Raw genomic sequence first — 19,508 nt, forward strand, 5'->3', positions numbered from 1 at the left:
TGAAAAATCAGAAGAATTTCAGCCGCTCAAGATCTTCAGATTCGGCTTCCCGTATATAGACAGCGCCACCGTCGTACATGATCTTCTCAACGTACGCGTACACCTGGAGCGCCCGGTTGATCACATCCGTCTTGGTGTCCCGGGTCAACTGGACGACATCGTCGAGCGCTTTGGCGGAACGGGGCGTGAGATTGACGGTCACCCGCTCCAACGGCCCGGGGGAACGGCCGGCCATGGAAGCCCTCCCCTGCCCCGACTCCGCCGCTCCCCCCGTTGGGGATCTCGGTGTCTCGGGCATGGCGTCCATCCGCCTCTCGTCTCGCGGGCAGCCAGGCGGTCGTGGACCATCCTCTGACCGATGACCGGACGGGTTTCCGTACGGTCATCGGGCTGGTCGCCTGCTCATTCTGCCAACAAAAGCAGGACCGCCGGAGTATAACACGCTGATAAGCGCGTGATCGTATGAGCGTTCTGTGTGACGGAGATATGACGGATACTCTGTCGCATCTGACCGGCGAGAACGGGACACGGGAGACATCCGAGAGGCAACGCTGATCCGACCAGAGCCGGTGCCCCACTACGCATGCTCGTGCGCGACGGCGCCGTCAGGACTGGCAAGCCTGGACCAGCAGCCATGCGACCTCCTTTCGGATAGCCGGGCGCACCCCCTACGACCGGCAAAGAGACACTCATCGCGGTCCCCACGCCACCCGGCCACGGCCTGGCCCCGACATACGCCGACCGGCGCGCTCCGGGCCTTCATGCCGGTCACGGTCACCGCCCCACCTCGGGCACCTCGGCCCGCGCGAGAGATACCGCAGAGTAGCCATTCGGAAAGGCGGCTATCTGCGCCGATGCGGCATCGGCCGACTTGTCTACTTTCGAGGTCACATGTGGCTATAGGACATGTTCACGAGTCATTCGTGACACTTGTCCCTAGGCGATCCAGCGGCCGCCCTGACATTCTCCTTCTCGAAACGCCTGGAACCTCTCCCGACCTGCCCGCTCCGAGCAGAGGACGCACCGGTGGAAAAGCAGTACGAGTTGTATTGCCAGAAAGACAGGCTCTTCTATGACGTCCTCGACGGACAGGAGCGCCCGGCTTTCTCCATCGCCGATGAGTCCCTCCCCGAAGGGTGGCAGCGGATTCGCCGCAGCGAATGGCTCGTCTACGTCCCGCCGGCCCAGCAGATCCCCCATCAGGGCTGGAAGATCCACGTGTCCGCGTGTCACGACAACGCCGAGGGCGTGGTGACCCGGGTGCGCGACTATTGCGTTCCGCGCGGCATTTCCTTCAAGCACCTCCGCAGTGTCGACGTCCTGCTGATGCGCAACGCGAAATACGCGCCACGCGGTGGAAGCGGGAAGCTCGTCACCATATATCCGCGCGACGAGGCCGAACTCCAGCTGATTCTGCGGGAGCTCGGCGAGCTCCTGACCGGCGAGCCCGGGCCGTACATCCTCACCGATCTGCGGATCGGCGACGGCCCCCTCTACGTCCGCTACGGCGGCTTCACCGAACGCCACTGCATGGACGAGAACGGCCGGCTCGTCTCGGCCATCGAGGACGGCGACGGCCGGCTCGTGCCGGACCGCCGCGACCCGGTGTTCAGGGTGCCGGACTGGGTGACCGTCCCCGACTGCCTGCGGCCGCACCTCGAGACGCGCAACGCGGTCACGATGGCCGGGCTGCCGTACCGGGTCACCGAGGCGCTGCACTTCTCCAACGGCGGCGGGGTCTACGCCGCCGAGGACACCCGGACCGGCGAGCGCGTCGTCCTCAAGGAGGGCCGGCCGCACGCCGGCCTGGCGGCCGACGGCGCCGACGCCGTGACGCGGCTCGAGCGCGAGCGCGACATGCTGGAGCGGCTGGCCGGGATCGACGGTGTGCCCGCGGTACGCGGCTACTTCACGCTGGGCGACCACCACTTCCTGGTGGAGGAGTTCGTCGAGGGCCGCACGCTCAACACCTTCTTCGCCGAGCGGCATCCGCTCCTCGACCCCGAGCCCGATCCCGCCCGGCTCGCCGAGTACACCGCATGGGCCCTGAAGGTCTACGAGGGCACCGAACGCGTCGTCGAGGCCGTCCACGCCCGCGGGGTCGTCTTCAACGACCTGCACATGTTCAACATCGTCGTACGGCCGGACGACACGATCGCGCTGATCGACTTCGAGACGGCCGCGCCGGCGGCCGACGAGGGGCGGCAGATCCTCGCCAACCCCGGCTTCCTGGCCCCGCCCGACCGCCGGGGCACGGCCGTCGACCGGTACTGCCTCGCCTGCCTGAGACTCGCGCTGTTCGCGCCGCTGACGACGCTGTTCCAGCTCGACCGGACGAAGGCCGCACACCTGGCCGAGGTGATCGCCGAACGGTTCCCGGTGCCCGAGGGGTTCCTCGAGCCGGCCGTCGCGGAGATCTCCCGGGACGCGGCGACGGGCACGCGGCTCGTCGGTCCCCGTCCCCGGATCAGCCCCGACCAGGCCGGTTGGGAGGAGGCGCGCTCGGCGCTGAGCACGGCGATCATGGCCAGCGCCACGCCGGACCGCGACGACCGGCTCTTCCCCGGCGACATCCAGCAGTTCGGCGGCGGCGCGCTCGGCCTCGCGTACGGCGCGGCGGGCATCCTGTACGCCCTCGACGTCACCGGCTGTCCGGTCGACCACGAGGACTGGCTGATCGAGCACGCCACGAACCCGCCGTCCGGCACCGGGCTCGGCCTGTACGACGGCCTGTACGGGGCGGCGTTCACGCTGGCCCACCTCGGCCACCTGGACGCGGCGGCCGAGGTCGTCGACGTCTGCCTCGGCGAGCGGTGGGACCGTCTCGCCCTCGACCTGCACGGCGGGCTGCCCGGTATCGCGCTCGCCCTGGAGCAGCTGTCCGGCCCGCTCGAGGCGCCGGCCCTCCGGGACGCCGCGGCGCGCGCGGCCCAACTGGTCGCCGACCGCCTCGTGGCCGCGGGCCCGCCGGCCCGGCCCGGGCTGCTGAACGGCATGTCCGGCCCGGCCTTGATGTTCGTACGGTTCTTCGAGCGCACCGGCGACACGAACCTCCTCGACCTGGCCGCCACGGCCATCCGGCTTGACCTCGACCGGTGCGTGACCGACAAGCACGGCGCGCTCCACGTCGACGAGGGCTCGCGGATCCTCCCGTACCTAGCCCGGGGCAGTGTCGGCATCGGAATGGTCATCGACGACTACCTCACGCACCGCGCGGACGAACGGTTCGCCGAGGCCCGCGAGGGCATCCGGCTCGCGGCCCGGTCGGTCTACTACGCCCAGTCCGGACTGTTCAGCGGACGCGCCGGGATGCTGCTGCACCTCGCCCGGCAGGGCGATCCACAGGCGGCCGCGCACGTCCGCGATCTGGCCTGGCACGCCGTCTCGTACAAGGGCGGCCTGGCCTTCCCAGGCGAGAACCTGCTCCGGCTCTCGATGGACCTGGGCACCGGGACCGCCGGCGTCCTGCTCGCGCTCGGCGCGGCACTGCACGACCGGCCGGTCCACCTGCCGTTCCTGGCAGCACCAGAGCAACCCGCGAGAACCCTCGCGGGTGTCGGAGACACGAACACGGTAGGGAGGTGAACCAACGATGACGCTCCTCGACATGCAGGGCATGGAGTCCACCACCCCGGGTGGTGGCGGCGAGGCGAACAGCAGCCTGAGCCTGCTGTGCCACAGCTCGCACAGCATCACGATCTGCCTCTGATGATCGACTGATGGCTCCGAGAACCATGGCTCGGGCCATGAAGGCAGGGAGACCGATGACGGCGAGCAGGCTCGTGATTCGGGCGGTCCGCGACGGCGGCGTCTGGGCGAACCTGCTCGCCGTCACCTCTTTTCTGCGCGCAGGGGCGGAGACGCTCCTGCCCGCCGTCCTCGGCCGCGCCGTGGACGGCGTCCTGCACGACGGCGGGACCTCCACCTGGCCGCTCGCCTACGCGGCCCTGGTGGCCACCGCCACGACCGGCGACGTCCTCACCGAACTCGCGATCGGCGCGAGCGCCGCCACCGCCACCGCGCGGATGCGCCACCGCTTCGTACGCCGCCTCCTGGCGCTGGGCCCGTCTCTCAGCACGTCGCCCGGCATTTCGGCCGGCGTGCAGCGAACCCGCCGCGGCGAGGAGAGCGGGCGGCCGCGGGGCGAGGCCGACCACGGAGCGAGTGAAGAGGGTGAGCGACCCGGGAACAGGCAAGCCCTCGGCAGCGAGCGGAGTGAGTGGCCGAGCGACGCCGCCCGGCGCGCCTCCGACACGACGAACGTCGCTCGCGGCGCGAGTGAGGAGGGTGAACGGCCCATGACGACGTCGACCGGCCTCGCGGCGGGCGACGTGACCAGCCGGGCCGTCACGGCCACCGCGGACACCGGCCTCGCCCCGTCCGCGCTCGTCCTCGCCGTCACCGCGATCCTTCCCCCGGTCGGCGGAGTGATCGCCCTGGTCCTGCTCGACCCCTGGCTCGCACTGACCTTCGCCCTCGGCCTGCCGCTGATCGTCTTCGTGCTGAACGCGTTCGTCCGTGACACCTCCGCCGTCGTCGGCCGCTATCTGGCCGTCCAGGGCGCCATCGCCGCCCGGCTCGTGGAGACCCTGGCCGGCAACCGTACGGTCGCGGCCGCCGGTACGGCCGACCGCGAGGCCGCCCGGATCCTCGCGCCCCTCCCCGAGCTCGCCGCGCACGGGCACGCGACCTGGCGGGTGCAGGCCGCGACCGCCGGAAGGAGCACCCTCGCCGTCCCGCTGCTGCAGATCGCGGTCCTGGCCGTCGCCGGGTACGAACTGGCCGCCGGGCGGCTCACCGCGGGCGGCCTGCTCGCCGCCACCCAGTACGCGGGGCTGGGCTCCGACGTCGGCCCGGTGATCACTCAGCTCGGCCGGCTGGCCCGCGCCCGCGCCGGAGCGGCCCGCCTGTCCCCCGTGCTCGACCGGGAACCGCCGGCCCATGGCGCCGCCTCGCCGCCGGCGGGACCCGGCCGCCTGGAGTTCCGCGGCGTGTCGGCCGCTCCCGCCCTCGACGGCCTCGACCTGACCGTCCCCGGAGGCCGGGCCGTCGCCGTCGTCGGGCGGTCAGGGTCGGGCAAGTCCCTGCTCGCCGCCCTCGCCGGCCGCCTCGCCGAACCGGACGCGGGCGAGATCCTCCTGGACGGCGTTCCGCTACGCGACCTGAGCCGTACGGCACTGCGGCAGGCGTTCGGGTACGCGTTCGCGCGGCCCGCCCTGTTCGGCGCGACCATCGCCGAGGCGATCGGCGGGGACGCCGTCGCGGCGGCGCACGCCGCCCAGGCGGACACCTTCATCCGCCGCCTGCCCGCCGGCTACCGGACCCCGCCCGACGCGGCCCCGCTCTCCGGCGGCGAACTGCAGCGCCTCGGCCTCGCCCGCGCGTTCGCCCATCCCGGGCGGGTGCTGATCCTCGACGACGCGACCTCCAGCCTCGACACCGTGACCGAGGTCCAGATCGGGGACGTCCTCACCCGGGACCCGCGCACCCGTCTGATCATCGCCCACCGGGCGGCGACGGCGGCCCGCGCGGACCTGGTGGCCTGGCTCGACGGCGGGCGGATCCGCGCCTGCGCCCCGCACCACGACCTGTGGGCGGACCCGGCGTACCGGGAGGTGTTCCGCTGATGGCCCAGCAGCCGAACCGGACCCACCGCCGTCCCCCGCACCGCGAGCCGTGGGCGGACCCGGCGTACCGGGAGGTGTGGCCCACTGATGGCCCAGCAGCGGAAACAGACCTGCTCCCGCACGCCACACCACGAGACGTGGGCCGACCCCGCGCACCGCGAGGTGATCCGCTGATGGCCCGGCAGCCGAAACGGACCCGCTCCCGCACGCCACACCACGAGACGTGGGCCGACCCCGCGCACCGCGAGGTGATCCGCTGATGGCCCGGCAGCGGGTCCGCAGTTGGCAGGTGCTGCTCGCCGCCGTGCGTCGGCATCCACGCGAGACGGCGCTGCTCGCGGTCTGGTCGGCGGTCGAGGCGGCGCCCGTCCTCGTGTTCGGCCGGGCCGTCGCGGGCGCCACGGACGCGTTCCTGGCCCACCGTACGGGGGTGGGGCTGACCTGGCTGGCCGCCCTGGCCGCCGCCGCGGCCGTCGGCGCGGTCGGCGGTGCGCGGGCGTACCGGCCGCTGGCCGGCATCGTCGAGCCGCTGCGCGACGCCCTGGTGCGCCAGGTGGTCCGCAGTGCCGTCCGTGAGGCCGTCCGCACCGGGCGTCCGGACGACGCCGCCGTCGCCCGGCTGACCCAGCACGTGGAGATCGTCCGGGACACGTTCGCGGGGCTGCTGGTGGTCGTTCGCGGCTTCGTGTTCACGCTGGTGAGCGCGTTGATCGGGTTGACGGCTCTGATGCCGGTGACGCTCGTTCTCGTGGTGCCGCCGGTCGCGGCCGGGCTCGGGCTGTTCCTCTGCATGGTGTCCCGGGCCGTGGCCCGCCAGCGGGAGCTGATCCTCGCCGAGGAGCGGATCGCCCGATCCTCGACCGCGCTGGTCGCCGGGCTGCGGGACGTCGTCGCCTGTGGCGCGGAGGACTCCATGGCCGCCGAGACCGGGCGGCTCATCGACGCGCAGGCGGCGGCCGCACGGTCGGTGGCGCGCCTGGCCGCCGGCCGGACGATCGCGCTCGCCGTCGGCGGGCGGGTGCCGCTGCTGGCGATCGTCGCGGCCGCCCCATGGCTGCTGCGCCACGGCGCGACCCCCGGCGCGGTGCTCGGCGCGCTCACGTACGTCCTCCAAGGGCTCACCCCCGCCCTGCACACCGCGATCCGGGGACTGGGCGGCAGCGGGCTGCGTCTGGCGGTCACCCTCGACCGCCTGATGGAGGCCGGCGACGTGCCGCCCGTGCCCCGCCCCGGCGCGCCCGGCGGCGGGGACCTGCGGCTGTCCGGGGTGACCTTCGCGTACGGGCCGGCGGCCGACCCGGTGATCGAGGACCTGTCCCTGTCGGTGCTCGACGGCGACCACCTGGCGATCGTCGGCCCCAGCGGCATCGGCAAGTCGACCCTGTCCCTGCTCATCGCCGGGCTGCTCACGCCGGCCCGCGGGACCGTGCGCCTGGGCGGGACGCCCGCCACGGAGGTCACCCCGGACGCCCGCACGCTGATCCCGCAGGAGGCGTACGTCTTCGGCGGCACGCTGCGGGAGAACCTCTGCTACCTGCGCCCGGACGCCTGGGACGGCGGCACGGGCCCCGGCGACCGCACGCTCGACGCCGCCGCCGAGGCCGTCGGCCTGACACCGGTCGTCGAACGCCTCGGCGGGTACGACGCCATACTCGACCCCGCCGCGCTGTCGGCCGGTGAACGCCAGCTCGTCGCGCTGACGCGCGCCTACCTGTCACCGGCGCGGCTGGTCGTACTGGACGAGGCCACCTGCCACCTGGACGCCGCGGCCGAGGAGCGCGCCGAGCAGGCCTTCGCCGCGCGGTCGGGCTCCCTCATCGTCATCGCGCACCGGATGACCTCGGCACGGCGTGCCCGCCGGGTCCTCCTCCTCGACGGGACGCGGGCCTGGCTCGGCGGCCACGAGGATCTGCTCGTCCGCTGCGCGCCGTACCGGGATCTGGACGGCCACTGGACGGCCGGCACGGACAGCCGTCCGGCGGATACGACAGCCCAATCGGCTGACCAGCCGACCCCGGCAGGCGCAGACCAGCCGACCCTGCCGCGCGCGGACCGCCACCCAGCGGACCAGCCGACCCGAGCAGACGCAGACCGCCACCCGGCAGACCGGCCGACCCGGGCGGGCGCAGACCAGCCGCCTCCGGCAGGCGCGGACCCCCATCCGGCGGACCAGCAGACCCGAGCGAACGCGGACCGCCACCCGGCGGAGCGACCGTCCCCGGCGGGCGTGGACGGCAGCCCGGTGGGCGAGTGGGCTCGGGGGGACGCGGAAGGTCGCCCGCTGCGCGACCGGACGCCCGCCGGCCGCCGGGTGGATCCGGAGCGGACTCCGGCGGGAGGCTCAGAGCCAACCCGCGTCGTCGGCGATGCGAATGGCGTCGACCCGGTTACGTGCGCCGATCTTCCCGATGATCCGCGACATGTGGTTGCGGACGGTACGGACCGAGAGGAACAGATGGTTCGCGATCTCGGCGGATGACGCTCCCTGGGCGGCCAGCCGCAGCACGTCGAGCTCCCGTTCGGTCAGCGGGCTGTCGGCGGTCTGCAGGGCGGCGAAGGCCAGCTCCGCGTCGATCACCCGCTCCCCTTGGGCGACTCGCCGGACGGCGTGGGCGAGGTCCTCGGGCGGTGCGTCGATCAGGAGGTAGCCCATCACCCCGGCGGCCACCGCCCGGCGCAGGTCGCCTGGTCGGCGGCGGCCGGCCATGATGAGGATGCCGCAGGAGGGGAGCTCGTCGTGCAGCTCACCGGCGACCGCGAGACCGTCCCCGCCCGCCAGGCCGGCCCCGATGAGGGCGACGTCGGCGTCCATTTCCAGTGCGGTCGGCACGGCTTTGTCGGCGGACTCTAAGGCGGCGCCGACCGACATGTCGGGCTGCCCGTCGAGCAGGGCGACGAGCCCGCCGCGTACAAGATTTGTATTCTCGACGATGAGAATGCGTATCATTTCCGCCTCTCGGCATTTTTTGATTTCGGCGAGCCATCGGTTTCTCCGCGCTCGTGAAATCTTTCCTACGCCGGGGTCGTGCGATCGCGCGATCATCGCCTGATCGCGAGAGGCGGGCGGGTCGGCATGTGGCAGACGTGCTTGGACATCAGGAGGCTCCCGAGGGGCTGGGGGCTGTCCCCTCAAGAGTGGATGACGATGGGTTAACAGTCAACGCCACAGTGTGGCCACCTCGGGCCGTAAATCAGTAACCGCTTATTTGACAAGATCAATTAATAAAATAATTGACGCGAGCCATCCTTCTATTGTCAGACCAGCAGTCCGGCCCGCCACACCTTCGCCACCTGCGGAACACCGGGCCGGTACGCCAGGTGGATGTGCGACGGGGCGTCGAGCAGCAGAACGTCGGCCCGCGCGCCCGGCCGCAGATGCCCCACGTCGGTCCGGCGCAGCGCCCGCGCGCCGCCTTCGGTGGCCGCCCGTACCGCCTCCTCCGGCGTCATCCGCATCTCCCGGACCGCCACGGCGACGCAGAACGCCATGCTGGAGGTGTAGCAGGAGCCCGGATTGCAATCGGTGGCGAGCGCCACGCTCACCCCCGCGTCGATGAGACGGCGGGCGTCGGGATAGGGCTGCCGGGTGGAGAACTCCACACCGGGCAGCAGGGTCGCCACCGTCTCGGAGTCCGCGAGCGCGGTCACGTCGGCGTCGGACAGGAACGTGCAGTGGTCGGCGGACGCGGCACCGTACTCCACGGCGATCTGGACGCCCGGGCCGTGGCCGAGCTGGTTGGCGTGCAGGCGCGGGACCAGCCCGGCGTCCCGGCCCGCGGTCAGGATCTCCCGAGTCTGGTCGGCGTCGAACGCCCCGCGTTCGCAGAACACGTCGATCCACCGCGCGTACGGCGCGCAGGCCCGCAGCATCTCCCCCGTGACCAGCCGGACGTACTCGTCCGGGTCGGACCCGGCCGGGACGACGTGCGCGCCCAGGTAGGTGACCTCGTCGACCAGCCCGGCCGCGATCCGTACCGCGCGCTCCTCGTCGGCGACGGTCAGCCCGTACCCGGACTTGCACTCCACGGTGGTGGTGCCCTGCCGGGCCATCTCCGCGACCAGCCGCCGTACGTTGGCGCCGAGCTCCTCGTCGGAGGCGGCGCGGGTCTTCGCGACCGTCGTACGGATGCCCCCGGCTGCGTACGGCCGGCCGCTCATGCGTGCGGCGAACTCCTCCGCGCGCTCCCCCGCGAACACCAGGTGCGCGTGCGAGTCGACGAACCCGGGCAGCACCGCCCGGCCGCCCGCGTCGTACACCTCGTCGGCGGCCGGCGCCTCGGCTGCGGACCCCGCCCACGCGATCCGGTCCCCATCGATGACCAGCGCGGCGTCCCGCATCAGCCAGCGCTCCTCGTCGGCGCCGACCAGCTCCCCGATGTTCGTGATCACGATGCTCACAGATGCCTCCGGCTCGCTCGGTCCGTGCATCGCCAGCATCGCACCCGAGGCAGCTTGCGGATCGCGCCCGGAGCGCGATGCCGTCTGACATCCGAGATGACCCGGGGCCTGACCATACGGTTGCGTATGGTATGGTTCCCCCATACGCAACCGTATGGTTGGTATCGGCGCGGGTTCCGTGCGAACACCACGGGAATCCCGCACGGAGAGAAGGGGTCACATGAACCACAGGAAGCTGATCGGCGTGGCGGCGCTGGGATTCACCCTCGGGGTGGGCGTGCTGGGAGCAAGCGCCACCGCGGCCTCCGCCGACGAATCCCTGCCCGCCGCACCCGCCAACTCGCGCCTCATCCCGCCGCCGCCGAGCATCGCGGCCGGCGACGGCCACGCCCCCATCGTCGCCGGCGACGGCCACGCCCCCATCGTCGCCAACGAATCGCACGTGCCGTAACACTCGTCCGACGGACGCTTCACCCGCCGGTTAGATCGCGGGCGGGCGCGACGTTCTCGCGGCACCGCGCCCGCCCGTCGACGGTGTCGGTCACGGCGATCCCCCTAGGTGACCGCCTCCGCGAGGCAGGCCGTGACCGGCACCACCCCTCCAACCGCCCTCAGCGCGATTCCGACGAGGCCACCGAAGGAGCCTGAAGGGCGGAGCGAAGCAGGCCTGAGCCGGCAAGGTCGAAGGAAAGATCAAGAAGATCGAGTACGGCCGACTTCGCAGGTGTCGACCGCCCCGGACCATCGGCCGGGGCGGTCTTTTTCGTCCAGACTTTGATCCGACGACGGCGCGCAGGTTGGACGATCAAGGATCATTCGCGATGCAGCAGGATTTCGAGCAGCGTTTCCAGATAGCGCTTGCGCTCGGCCCTGCTCGCCGGGAGCACGTTCGGCGCGGCATGCATCAGGTGGGTCTGACCCAGGTGGCTGGTGTAGATCAGCACGCCACGGCGGCGCGCCTCATCGGCCGGGAACCCGAGCTCGGTGAAGATCTGGGTCACGTAGTCGATGCGGCGCTCGGTGACCCTCTGGAGTACGGCGGCGACCTGCGGGTGTCTGACATTGCCCACCAGGACGACCTCGATCGGATCCCCGTCGGTCGCCGCGGGGACCTCCTTGAAGAGGTTCCGCAGCCGCCGTTCCGGGTCCGGTTCGTCGTTCACCGCCTTGATGACGCTTTCGGTGTTGAGCTCCTCCCAGCGCTTCAACACGGCCTCGATCAAGGCCTCCCTGTTGGCGAAATGCCAGTAGAAGCTGCCCTTGGTGGTCTTGAGCCGCTTCGCGAGGGGCTCGACGGCCACCGCGGCCAGGCCGCCCTCGCCCAGCGCGGTCAGCGCCGCGTCCACCCAATCCTGCGCCGTCAGCCGCCGGCCGCCGCCTTTGCCCTGCTCCTTCACCACGGCCGCACACTACCGCAGTGACCGACCCCCATACGTCGCCGTACGGGCGCCACCCCGGCCCGGTCCGTCATCCCGGATGAGGTACGGCAGAGACGATCGGCGCTTCGTCCCGCACGGCGAGCCGTCGATCTGATCGCGGATCCCCATTTTACACGTCCCATACGGTGCCGTATGGTGGGGCGGCGGCTGCTACCAGCGGTTCCCGGCGGACAGGCCTCGGGCCGTCCGCCGCGACCCGGCGTCACAGCTCCGGAGGAGAAGGACCGCAGCACGAAGCTCGTCCGGCGGTCCGCTTCTTTGGCCGGCGCGTCCCGGCGCCCGCGCCGGCCAAGGCCTCCGGTACGTCGCCGGCGAGAAGGGGGCGGACCGGGCCGACGCACCGACAGCGAATGCCAGTGAGGTGACAGCGGCCCGGTCCATCGTTCGTCCGCTAGGAGCCGGCGGCGAAGGAGGCAATGACGAGGATCGCCGCAGTTCCGTTGCAAATGCCCCCGAGAACAATTCCAGTGATCGCGAATCCACGACCGCGGTCGCCGTCCCGTTTGATCTGACGAAGCGCGGAGATGCCGAGGATCACCCCGAAGAGGGAGAGGCACCCGGTCAGGCCGAAGACGAAGCTGGCAACGGCCAGTCCGCTCATCTTTTCGCCGGTCGGAGGGTGTGACGGTGGTGGTCCGTACGACTGCTCACCGTACGCGGGCATGGGCGGCCGGCCCTGCGAACCCCAGTCTGGATTCTCATTCGGGTAACCGGCGTCGGAATTAGATGGGTGTGTCATAAGCCAATAATGTGCCGGGGAAATGGACGGCCATACCGTACCGTATGGCAATTCAGAGCTCAAGAGGACCGCGCTGACAGCGGGATGCCGGTGGGATGACAGCGGCCCGGTCCATCGTCGGCGGCATGAACGAGACAGAGACCCACGTCCTCATCGCCGGAGCCGGTCCGGCCGGCCTGACCCTGGCCTGTGACCTCGCCCGCCGTGGCGTCGACTTCCGGATCGTCGAGCGGGAGCAGCTGACCGGATCGCGTGGAAAGGGGCTGCAGCCCCGCACGCTCGAGGTGTTCGACGACCTCGGCGTGGTGGACGCCGTGCTGGCGTCCGGCGCCCCCTACCCGCTGATCAACGCCTACAAGAACGGGTCGGTGGTGTGGCAGGGCCGCATGCACGAACCGGCCGAGCCGACCCCGGACGTGCCCTACCCCAACGTCTGGATGGTGCCGCAGTGGCGCACCGAGGAGATCCTCCGGAACCGGCTCGCGGAGCTCGGCGGGCGGGTGGAACAGGCCGAGGTCACCGGCTTCGAGCAGGACACCGACGGCGTCACGGTCGAGCTCGACGGCGGCCGCCGGGTGCGCGCCGCGTACCTCGTCGGCGCGGACGGCGGGCGCAGCCTCGTCCGCAAGCGGCTCGGGGTCCGGTTCGACGGGGAGACGCACGAGGCGGAGCGGATGCTGATCGCCGACGTCCGCACCGGCGACCTGGACCGCGGCCACTGGCACGTATGGGGCGACATGGCCACCCAGAAGCTGACCGTCGGGCTGTGCCCGCTGCCCGGCACCGACGTCTTCCAGCTGACCGCTCCCATCGAGGGGGAGGAGACGCCGGACCTGTCCCTGGAGACGTTCCAGAAGATCGTCAGTTCGGTCGCCGACGTACGGCTCACGGACATCGGCTGGACGTCGGTCTACCGGGTCAACATCCGGATGGCGGAGCGGTTCCGCGCCGACCGGGTGTTCCTAGCCGGAGACGCCGCCCACGTGCACTCCCCGGCGGGCGGGCAGGGACTCAACACCGGCATCCAGGATGCCTACAACCTGGGATGGAAGCTCGCCCGGGGCGGCGACACGCTGCTGGGCACCTACGAAGAGGAGCGCCTGCCGGTCGCCGCCGGGGTGCTCGGCATCAGCACGAGGCTGTACCGGAAGGCCGTGGAGGGCCAGGCGGACGCGTTCCGGCGCGGTGAGGAGACGCAGCAGCTCGGCATCGGCTACCCCGACAGCCCCCTGTCCGTCGGCGGCGGAAAGGCCGGTGGGCGCGCGCCGGACGCGCCCTGCCACAGCGCCGACGGACGGCCGGCCCGGCTGTTCGACGTGTTCCGGGGCCCGCACGTCACGGTGCTGGGCTTCGGCGCGACCCACGCGGAGACCGTCGCCCGCATCAATGCGTCGTACGGGCCGGCGGTACGCGCCTACACGGTGGGCGAGGGCGGTGACCTCGTCGACACCGAGGGGCACGCCCGCGCGGCGTACGGCACCGACGGGATCGTGGTGGTCCGGCCCGACGGGTACATCGGGTCCTACGACGCGGACCCGGACGCCTACCTGCGCTCCATCGCCTGAAGCAGCAGGTCCTCGGGCCGGGAGAGGACGCGGCCGCGCTCCCACGCGGCGTGGAGGCGCGCCTCTCCCAGCGCGGCCGCACACCGGCCCAGCAGTTCCCGGATCCAAGGGTCGTCCGTCTCGTCGATGCCCCGGAGCGTACGGGCCGCGCTCAGGACGGTCGCGGCGCACTCGGCGTCGCCCTGGTCGAGGCACCACGCGGCGGCGTGCTCCACGGCGGTCGCGCGGGCCACGTCGTCCCCGGTCCCCGCCATCAGGCCGAGGGCCTCGGCGTGCAGGACGCGGGCAGCGCCGGAGTCGCCCCGGGCCGTCTCGGCGCGGGCCAGGACGCCGCGCAGCAGCGCGACGAACTGGGCGGGGGCCCGCTCCGGCGCGATCGCGAGCGCGTCCCGCAGCCACCGGGCGGCCTCGTCGAGGTCGCCGCCGAGCAGCGCGAGCTCGCCCAGCGCGCCGCGGACCCGCGCCCGCCCGAGCGCGTCCCCGCCGCGGTCGGCGGCGGTGAGTGCCCGTTCCAGATCGGTCCGGGCGCCGGTGTGATCGCCGGCTCGGGCCCGCGCCTGCCCCAGCTGGACGAGCAGCATCATGGGCGCGGGGATCTCCTCGACCGCGCCGATCTCGGCGGCCCGCGCCCGCGCCCGTTCCAGCGCCGACGCGGCGTCGGCCCAGGATCCGCGGTTCGCCAGGATCAGGGCCAGCTCGTACAGGCAGAACGCCTGCCCCCACCGGTCGCCCACCTCGTCGAACAGGTCCAGCGCCGCCCGCACGTGCGCCTCGGCCCGTGCCGCGCCGCCCGCGGTCCACTCGAATTCCACGATTCCCTCGACGAGCCGGGTCATCGCCCGCAGCCACGGGTCGGCGTGCCCGCCGAAGCGCTCGACCAGGGCGCCCAGCCGATCGCCCGGGGCCTCCCCCGCGTGGCCGCCCGCGAGCGCCCAGGCCGCGAACGCCGCCGGATGATCGCTGCGCTCGATGACCCGCAGGGCCCGGCCGAGCGCGGGGGTGACCTGCCGGACCCCGAACGGCGCGCCGTCCGACGAGGCGATCAGCACGCAGATGGCGTGGGCCGTCTCGCAGCCGGGCGGTGGTTCGGGTCCGGCGGCGTCGAGGACCCTGGACGCCCACTCGCCGACCTGACGCCACCCGCCCCGCAGGACCCATGGCCAGACCCGCGCGACGACCATCCGCAGTGCGGTCTCCGCCAGCCCGGACGCCACCGCCTGGCCGAGCGCGGCGTCCAGGTTGCCCTGATCGGCGTCGAGCCGCGCCAGCCAGACGAGCTGGTCGCGGCCGCGCAGCAGGGGCTCGGCCGTCTCCGCCAGCTCCAGGTAGTACGCGCCGTGCGCGCGCGTCACCGCCGCGGTCTCCCCCGCCTCCTCCAGCCGGCCGGCGGCGTACTCCCGGACGGTCTCCAGCAGCCGGTACCGCACGCTCGTACCGTCGGCGACCGCGATGACCAGGGACTTGTCCACCAGCCCGGCCAGTGCCTCGACCACGTCGCCGCCGGGAGCGCACACCCGGCGTACGGCCCCGGCGTCCGCGCCGCCCACGAACACCGACATCCGGCGCAGCAGCGCCTGCTCGGCCTCGTCGAGCAGGTCCCAGCTCCAGTCGACGACCGCCCTGAGCGTACGGTGCCGGGGCAGGGCCGACCGCCGGCCGTGGTCGAGGAGGCGGAAGCGATCGCCGATCCGCTCGGCGAGCTGGTCGGCGGTCAGCGACCGCAGCCGGGCGGCGGCGAGCTCGATGGCGAGCGGGATGCCGTCCAGTTCGCGGCAGACCCGGACGATGTCGTCCGTCACGGCGAAGCCGGGCCGGACCGCCGCCGCCCGATCCGCGAAGAGGCTCACCGCCGGGGCCTGCCGGGGGTCGGTGCCGGGTTCCGGCAGGCCGAGCGGCGCCACCGGGTACAGCGACTCCCCCGCGATCGCCAGGGGCTCCCGGCTGGTGGCGAGGATCCGGACCTCCGGCGCGGCCGCCAGCAGGCGTTCGGCCAGCTCAGCCGCGGCGTCGACGATGTGCTCGCAGTTGTCGAGGAGCAGCAGGAGGCGGCGGCCGGCGAGCGCCGCCACCAGCCGGTCCAGGGGATCCGCCGACGCGAACGCCCCGAACGCGCCGGCCTCGCCGTCGTCCACCGCAGACATGACGGCCGGCGCCACTCCGCCCGGCGCGGTGACGGCTCCCAGCTCGACCATCCGGACCGGCTCCGGCCACCCGTCCGCGACCTCGACGGCCAGCCGCGTCTTGCCGGTGCCGCCGAACCCCGTGAGGGTGACGAGCCGGGCGTCCTCCAGAGCGGCGCGGACCCCGGTGAGTTCGCGATCGCGGCCGATGAACCGCGTCGACCGGGCGGGCAGCGCGCCGGGCCGCGACGCGGCCTCCTCCCGCAACGCCGCGCGATGCGCGCCCCGCAGCTCCGGTCCGGGATCGACGCCCAGCCCGTCCGCGAGCGCGTGCCGCACCCGCTCGTACGCCTCCAGGGCGTCGGCCCGGCGGCCGGCAGCGCACAGGACCCGCATGAGCCTGGCCTGCAGGCGTTCCCGGGTGGGATGGGCGGCGGCCGACGCCTCGACCTCCGCGACCGGTACCGGCACACCCGCGGCGAGCGCGGCGTCGATCCGGTCCTCGACCATGGACAGCCGCAGCTCCTCCAGCCGCGCCGCCGGCGCGGCGGCGAAGGCCGCACCGGCCGCGTCCGCCAGGGGCGTTCCCCGCCACAGGGCGAGCGCCTCGTCCAGCACGGCGACCGCGCGCGCCGGCTCGCCCGCCGACAACGCGGCGCGCGCCTCGGCCCCCGCTCGCTCGAACGCCTCGGCGTCCACCGTGTCCGGCGGCAGGTCGAGGCGGTAGCCCGCGGGGTGGGAGGCGATCAGCCCCCGGTCCTCGCCGAGCGCGCGGCGCAGCCGGGCGACGAGACTCTGCAGGGCGCCGGCCGGATCGACCGGCGGCTCACCGTCCCACAGATCGTCGATGAGCCGCTCGGCCGTGACCAGGCGCCCGGGATCGAGCGCGAGCCGGATCAGCAGCAGGCGCAGCCGCGTCCCGCCGACCTCGACCGGCCGCCCGTCCCCCGCCCGCACCTGCAGCGGCCCCAGTATCCGGATACGCATGGCGGGATGAGCATAGGTCCCCGGCGCTGCGCCCTGGCGCGGCCATCCCCGCCGTCAGCGCGTCAGCGCGGCGCCCAGCCGGCGGATCACATCGGCCTCGCCGAGGTCGACGTCGTCGCCGGACGGCGCGTGTTCGGTGAGGGCCGCCCCGATGATGTCGTCAGGCGCCTTCCCCGGCGGTCTCCAGCACCGGCACGGTCACCACCGCGTCGAACGGAACGAGCTCGGCGGCACGGCGGGCACCCGCCATCAGCCGGGGCGCCTTGCCCGACGCCGAGCCTTGCCATTGGGGTACGCAGAGCACAGTCGTCATGCGGCGATTCCGCACGAGCCGAGATCACCGGCGTCCGCTGTGTCACTCGGCCTAGCGGACGCCGGTGATGGTGCCCTCGGGTCAGCGGTAGGTCACGTCGGACGGCTTGTAGAGGCAGTACCTGCCGTCGGGACCGCTGCCGGTCTTCTTCGGCTCGCCGTGCGTCACGCCCTGGTAGCGGGCGCAGACGGTGATCTTCTTCTTGGCGTCGCCGCGGACGGTGATCCGGGAGAACCTCGCGGTGTCGCCGTAGTTGGGGTTGATCCCGGCGATCGCCTTGCCGGGCGCGGTCACCGTGATGTTCTGGAAGATCACGTGACGTGCGTACTGCCTGGAGCAGTTTCCGCAGGACCGGTAGAGCTTGCCGAAGTCCTCCACCTGGAAGTTCTTGATGACCATGGTGCCGGGGCCGTTGTGCTGGAACACCTTGTCCGACGCCTTCCGGGCACCGCCCCCGTCGATGGTCATGGTCTGGCCGGCCTTGGTGCCCTTGAACGTCGCCGCGTCCTCGCCGACGTCCTCCCACCAGACGTTCTGCAGGGTGCAGGTGCCCTTGCAGTGCACGCCGTCGGCGGCCGGGGCGCCGATGACGACGTTCTTCAGCACCGCGCCGTCGGCCAGCTCGAACATCGCCTTCTGGCTCTCGCCCTGACCGCCGTTGCCGAGGTTCCCTCCGGCCACGAACCGCGTGAGCCTCCCGTCGTACGACGTCGTCACCTTCCGCGTGGCGGTGAGCTTCTTCGTGGTGGTGGGCTTCGGCCAGGCCGCCACGGTGACCGTCGGCGCCTTGGACGCCGTCGACCCGCTGGAGACGGTGGAGATCCGACCCCCGCCGGTCTGGGTCACGGCGAAGGTCGTGCCGGCCGAGAGGGCTGCCAGACCGGCGACGAGCAGGGCTTTGCGCATGAAAATCCTTACCTCGTGGCTGAACGGAGGCAACGCGGTCCTTGCCGTCCGGAGACCGCGCCGCCACCTCCCCAGTCGCGCGGCACGCCCGAAAGGTTGCCGCGGACGGGAGAGCGCGCCGGCCAGGCCGTACGAGGTCAGGCGGCGGCCGGCTGGGCCTTCTCGTGGGAGTAGGTGCGGATCCAGGTGATCAGGCCGTCCCGAACCCTGGTGATCATGACGATGTCGGCGGCGAACCGGGTGTCAGTGGTGAGCACGCGGCCGTGTAGTCGATATTCGGTGATGACGACCTCGGGGTCGGCGGTCTCGTGGATGGTGACCTGGTCGATGCCGGTGAACTCCTGGATCTGCGCCCCGGCGGCCAGGTGCGCCCGGAACGTCTCGCGTCCGACCTCGTGCGCGGGCGCGCCGGGCGGTGCGGTCGGAGCCTCGAACGTCGCGTCCTCGGTGAACAGGTCGGCCATCTTCTCGGTGGGCCCGGTGGCGGTGAGGGAGAGCAGGTGCTCGATGACTGCGCGGGGGGTGGTCGTCGACATTAGGCGTCCTCTTGTGACTCGTGCAGGATTAACGGGGCGAGCGCCCCGCTTAGAACGATACGGGGCGCTCGCCCCGTTTGTCGAGAAGAGCGGACGATCACGCACACCGATGCGCGTACAGCCGGCAGCGCATCCCGGACGGCGGGCAGCGGCAGTGCGGGCCGCGAGGCCGCCGCCGGGGACTCGCCGTCTTCCGCGCCCGATCAGCGATCGCGCACGGAACGCAGGCCGTCGACGATGACCGCCAGGCCCAGCCCCCGGGAATCGGGCGGGAGATGCTGCTCCATGGTGAGCGCTCCCAGGATGATCGCGTGGAGCTCGTCCGCGTCGACGTCCGACCGAACGGCGGCGGCTTCCTGCGCACGAGAGAGGAGTGCGGCGAGAGCCTCGCGCAGAGCGCCGCCGGCCTCCAGGACCGCGCCGCCGACATCCGACGGATCGGTGAGCGCGGTCGAGACCGCGAGGTTGTGCCGGGACTCGGCGACCAACTGCCGCAGGAAGGTGAAGAACGCCTGGCCGGGATCGGCGGCGTCGGCGAGCCCTCGCGCGGCCGTCGCCAACTCCTCCAGCCGGTCGACGATGACCGCCCTGAGCAGCTCGTCCTTGGTCGGAAAGTGACGGTGAACGGTACCGGCGCCCACTCCCGCACGACGGGCGATGTCGTCGAGGCTGACCGACGGCCCCTCGGCGGCGAAGGCCTCACGGGCCGCCGACAGGACCCGCTGCCTGTTCCGGACCGCGTCCGCGCGCGGCGACCTGCGCTTTCGGGCGTCGGCTGATGTGTCGTCCGGCATGGCTCCCTCAACACACGTTGTAAACGGGGCGATCGCCCCGTATATTCCCTAAGCGGGGCGTGCGCCCCACTTTAGTCGATCCCC

Annotated in this window: 15 protein-coding genes and 1 pseudogene; 6 read left to right on the forward strand and 10 right to left on the reverse strand. The window is 72.6% G+C overall.

From position 1 onward, the window contains the following. Window positions 1–7: 7 nt before the first annotated feature. The gene (locus ABEA24_RS42140; protein ID WP_345439254.1) at window positions 8–235 is read right to left on the reverse strand and encodes a ribbon-helix-helix domain-containing protein; all 228 of its coding nucleotides are present in this window, start codon (window positions 233–235) and stop codon (window positions 8–10) included. Window positions 236–1,026: 791 nt separating this feature from the next. Between ABEA24_RS42140 and lanKC the strand changes: the two genes are divergently transcribed. From lanKC to ABEA24_RS42160, 4 genes and pseudogenes are all read left to right on the forward strand, one after another. Continuing rightward, on the forward strand, window positions 1,027–3,585 hold the full coding sequence (gene lanKC, locus ABEA24_RS42145; RefSeq protein WP_345439256.1) for a class III lanthionine synthetase LanKC: 2,559 nt from the start codon (window positions 1,027–1,029) through the stop codon (window positions 3,583–3,585). A 7-nt stretch (window positions 3,586–3,592) separates the two neighbouring features. Further along, window positions 3,593–3,709, forward strand: coding sequence for a SapB/AmfS family lanthipeptide (locus ABEA24_RS42150; protein ID WP_345439258.1), 117 nt, complete (start codon window positions 3,593–3,595; stop codon window positions 3,707–3,709). A 55-nt stretch (window positions 3,710–3,764) separates the two neighbouring features. After that, window positions 3,765–5,627 carry an ATP-binding cassette domain-containing protein gene (locus ABEA24_RS42155; protein ID WP_345439260.1) on the forward strand — a complete coding sequence of 621 codons (1,863 nt, stop codon included), beginning with the start codon at window positions 3,765–3,767 and terminating at the stop codon, window positions 5,625–5,627. Between the two features lie 1,195 nt (window positions 5,628–6,822). Continuing rightward, window positions 6,823–7,365: pseudogene (locus tag ABEA24_RS42160) on the forward strand (ATP-binding cassette domain-containing protein); the annotation flags it as partial. A 603-nt stretch (window positions 7,366–7,968) separates the two neighbouring features. Here the strand turns inward: ABEA24_RS42160 and ABEA24_RS42165 are convergent. Both ABEA24_RS42165 and hutI read right to left on the reverse strand, forming a co-directional pair. Next, window positions 7,969–8,574 carry a response regulator transcription factor gene (locus ABEA24_RS42165; RefSeq protein ID WP_345439262.1) on the reverse strand — a complete coding sequence of 202 codons (606 nt, stop codon included), beginning with the start codon at window positions 8,572–8,574 and terminating at the stop codon, window positions 7,969–7,971. A gap of 308 nt (window positions 8,575–8,882) precedes the next feature. After that, the gene (hutI, locus tag ABEA24_RS42170) at window positions 8,883–10,055 is read right to left on the reverse strand and encodes an imidazolonepropionase (RefSeq protein WP_425551302.1); all 1,173 of its coding nucleotides are present in this window, start codon (window positions 10,053–10,055) and stop codon (window positions 8,883–8,885) included. 190 nt (window positions 10,056–10,245) lie between these two features. On the opposite strand from hutI, the gene ABEA24_RS42175 reads away from it, so the two are divergent. Continuing rightward, the gene (locus ABEA24_RS42175) at window positions 10,246–10,476 is read left to right on the forward strand and encodes a hypothetical protein (RefSeq protein ID WP_345439264.1); all 231 of its coding nucleotides are present in this window, start codon (window positions 10,246–10,248) and stop codon (window positions 10,474–10,476) included. A 361-nt stretch (window positions 10,477–10,837) separates the two neighbouring features. Here the strand turns inward: ABEA24_RS42175 and ABEA24_RS42180 are convergent, their stop codons facing one another. Both ABEA24_RS42180 and ABEA24_RS42185 read right to left on the reverse strand, forming a co-directional pair. Continuing rightward, on the reverse strand, window positions 10,838–11,425 hold the full coding sequence (locus tag ABEA24_RS42180; RefSeq protein WP_345439266.1) for a TetR/AcrR family transcriptional regulator: 588 nt from the start codon (window positions 11,423–11,425) through the stop codon (window positions 10,838–10,840). A 430-nt stretch (window positions 11,426–11,855) separates the two neighbouring features. Continuing rightward, window positions 11,856–12,065 (reverse strand): DUF4190 domain-containing protein, encoded by a 210-nt coding sequence (locus tag ABEA24_RS42185; protein ID WP_345439267.1) that lies wholly within the window; start codon window positions 12,063–12,065, stop codon window positions 11,856–11,858. A 263-nt stretch (window positions 12,066–12,328) separates the two neighbouring features. Between ABEA24_RS42185 and ABEA24_RS42190 the strand changes: the two genes are divergently transcribed. Further along, the gene (locus ABEA24_RS42190; RefSeq protein WP_345439269.1) at window positions 12,329–13,768 is read left to right on the forward strand and encodes an FAD-dependent monooxygenase; all 1,440 of its coding nucleotides are present in this window, start codon (window positions 12,329–12,331) and stop codon (window positions 13,766–13,768) included. On the opposite strand, the gene ABEA24_RS42195 is transcribed toward ABEA24_RS42190, so the two are convergent. The 5 genes from ABEA24_RS42195 to ABEA24_RS42215 form a co-directional block, all read right to left on the reverse strand. Further along, window positions 13,747–16,875, reverse strand: coding sequence for an AfsR/SARP family transcriptional regulator (locus ABEA24_RS42195; RefSeq protein WP_345439271.1), 3,129 nt, complete (start codon window positions 16,873–16,875; stop codon window positions 13,747–13,749). The genes ABEA24_RS42190 and ABEA24_RS42195 overlap by 22 nt on opposite strands. A gap of 160 nt (window positions 16,876–17,035) precedes the next feature. After that, window positions 17,036–17,188, reverse strand: coding sequence for a hypothetical protein (locus ABEA24_RS42200; protein WP_345439273.1), 153 nt, complete (start codon window positions 17,186–17,188; stop codon window positions 17,036–17,038). Window positions 17,189–17,269: 81 nt separating this feature from the next. Continuing rightward, window positions 17,270–18,094: a pectate lyase gene (locus tag ABEA24_RS42205; protein ID WP_345439275.1), complete on the reverse strand. Its 825-nt coding sequence runs from the start codon at window positions 18,092–18,094 to the stop codon at window positions 17,270–17,272. Window positions 18,095–18,231: 137 nt separating this feature from the next. Continuing rightward, entirely contained in the window at window positions 18,232–18,630 is a 399-nt protein-coding gene (locus ABEA24_RS42210) for a nuclear transport factor 2 family protein (RefSeq protein ID WP_345439277.1), read from the reverse strand. A 203-nt stretch (window positions 18,631–18,833) separates the two neighbouring features. After that, window positions 18,834–19,424 (reverse strand): TetR/AcrR family transcriptional regulator, encoded by a 591-nt coding sequence (locus ABEA24_RS42215; protein ID WP_345439279.1) that lies wholly within the window; start codon window positions 19,422–19,424, stop codon window positions 18,834–18,836. Window positions 19,425–19,508 lie beyond the last annotated feature (84 nt).

It is taken from the genome of Actinoallomurus vinaceus, from assembly GCF_039542055.1.
GTDB classification, from domain to species: Bacteria; Actinomycetota; Actinomycetes; order Streptosporangiales; family Streptosporangiaceae; genus Actinoallomurus; species Actinoallomurus vinaceus.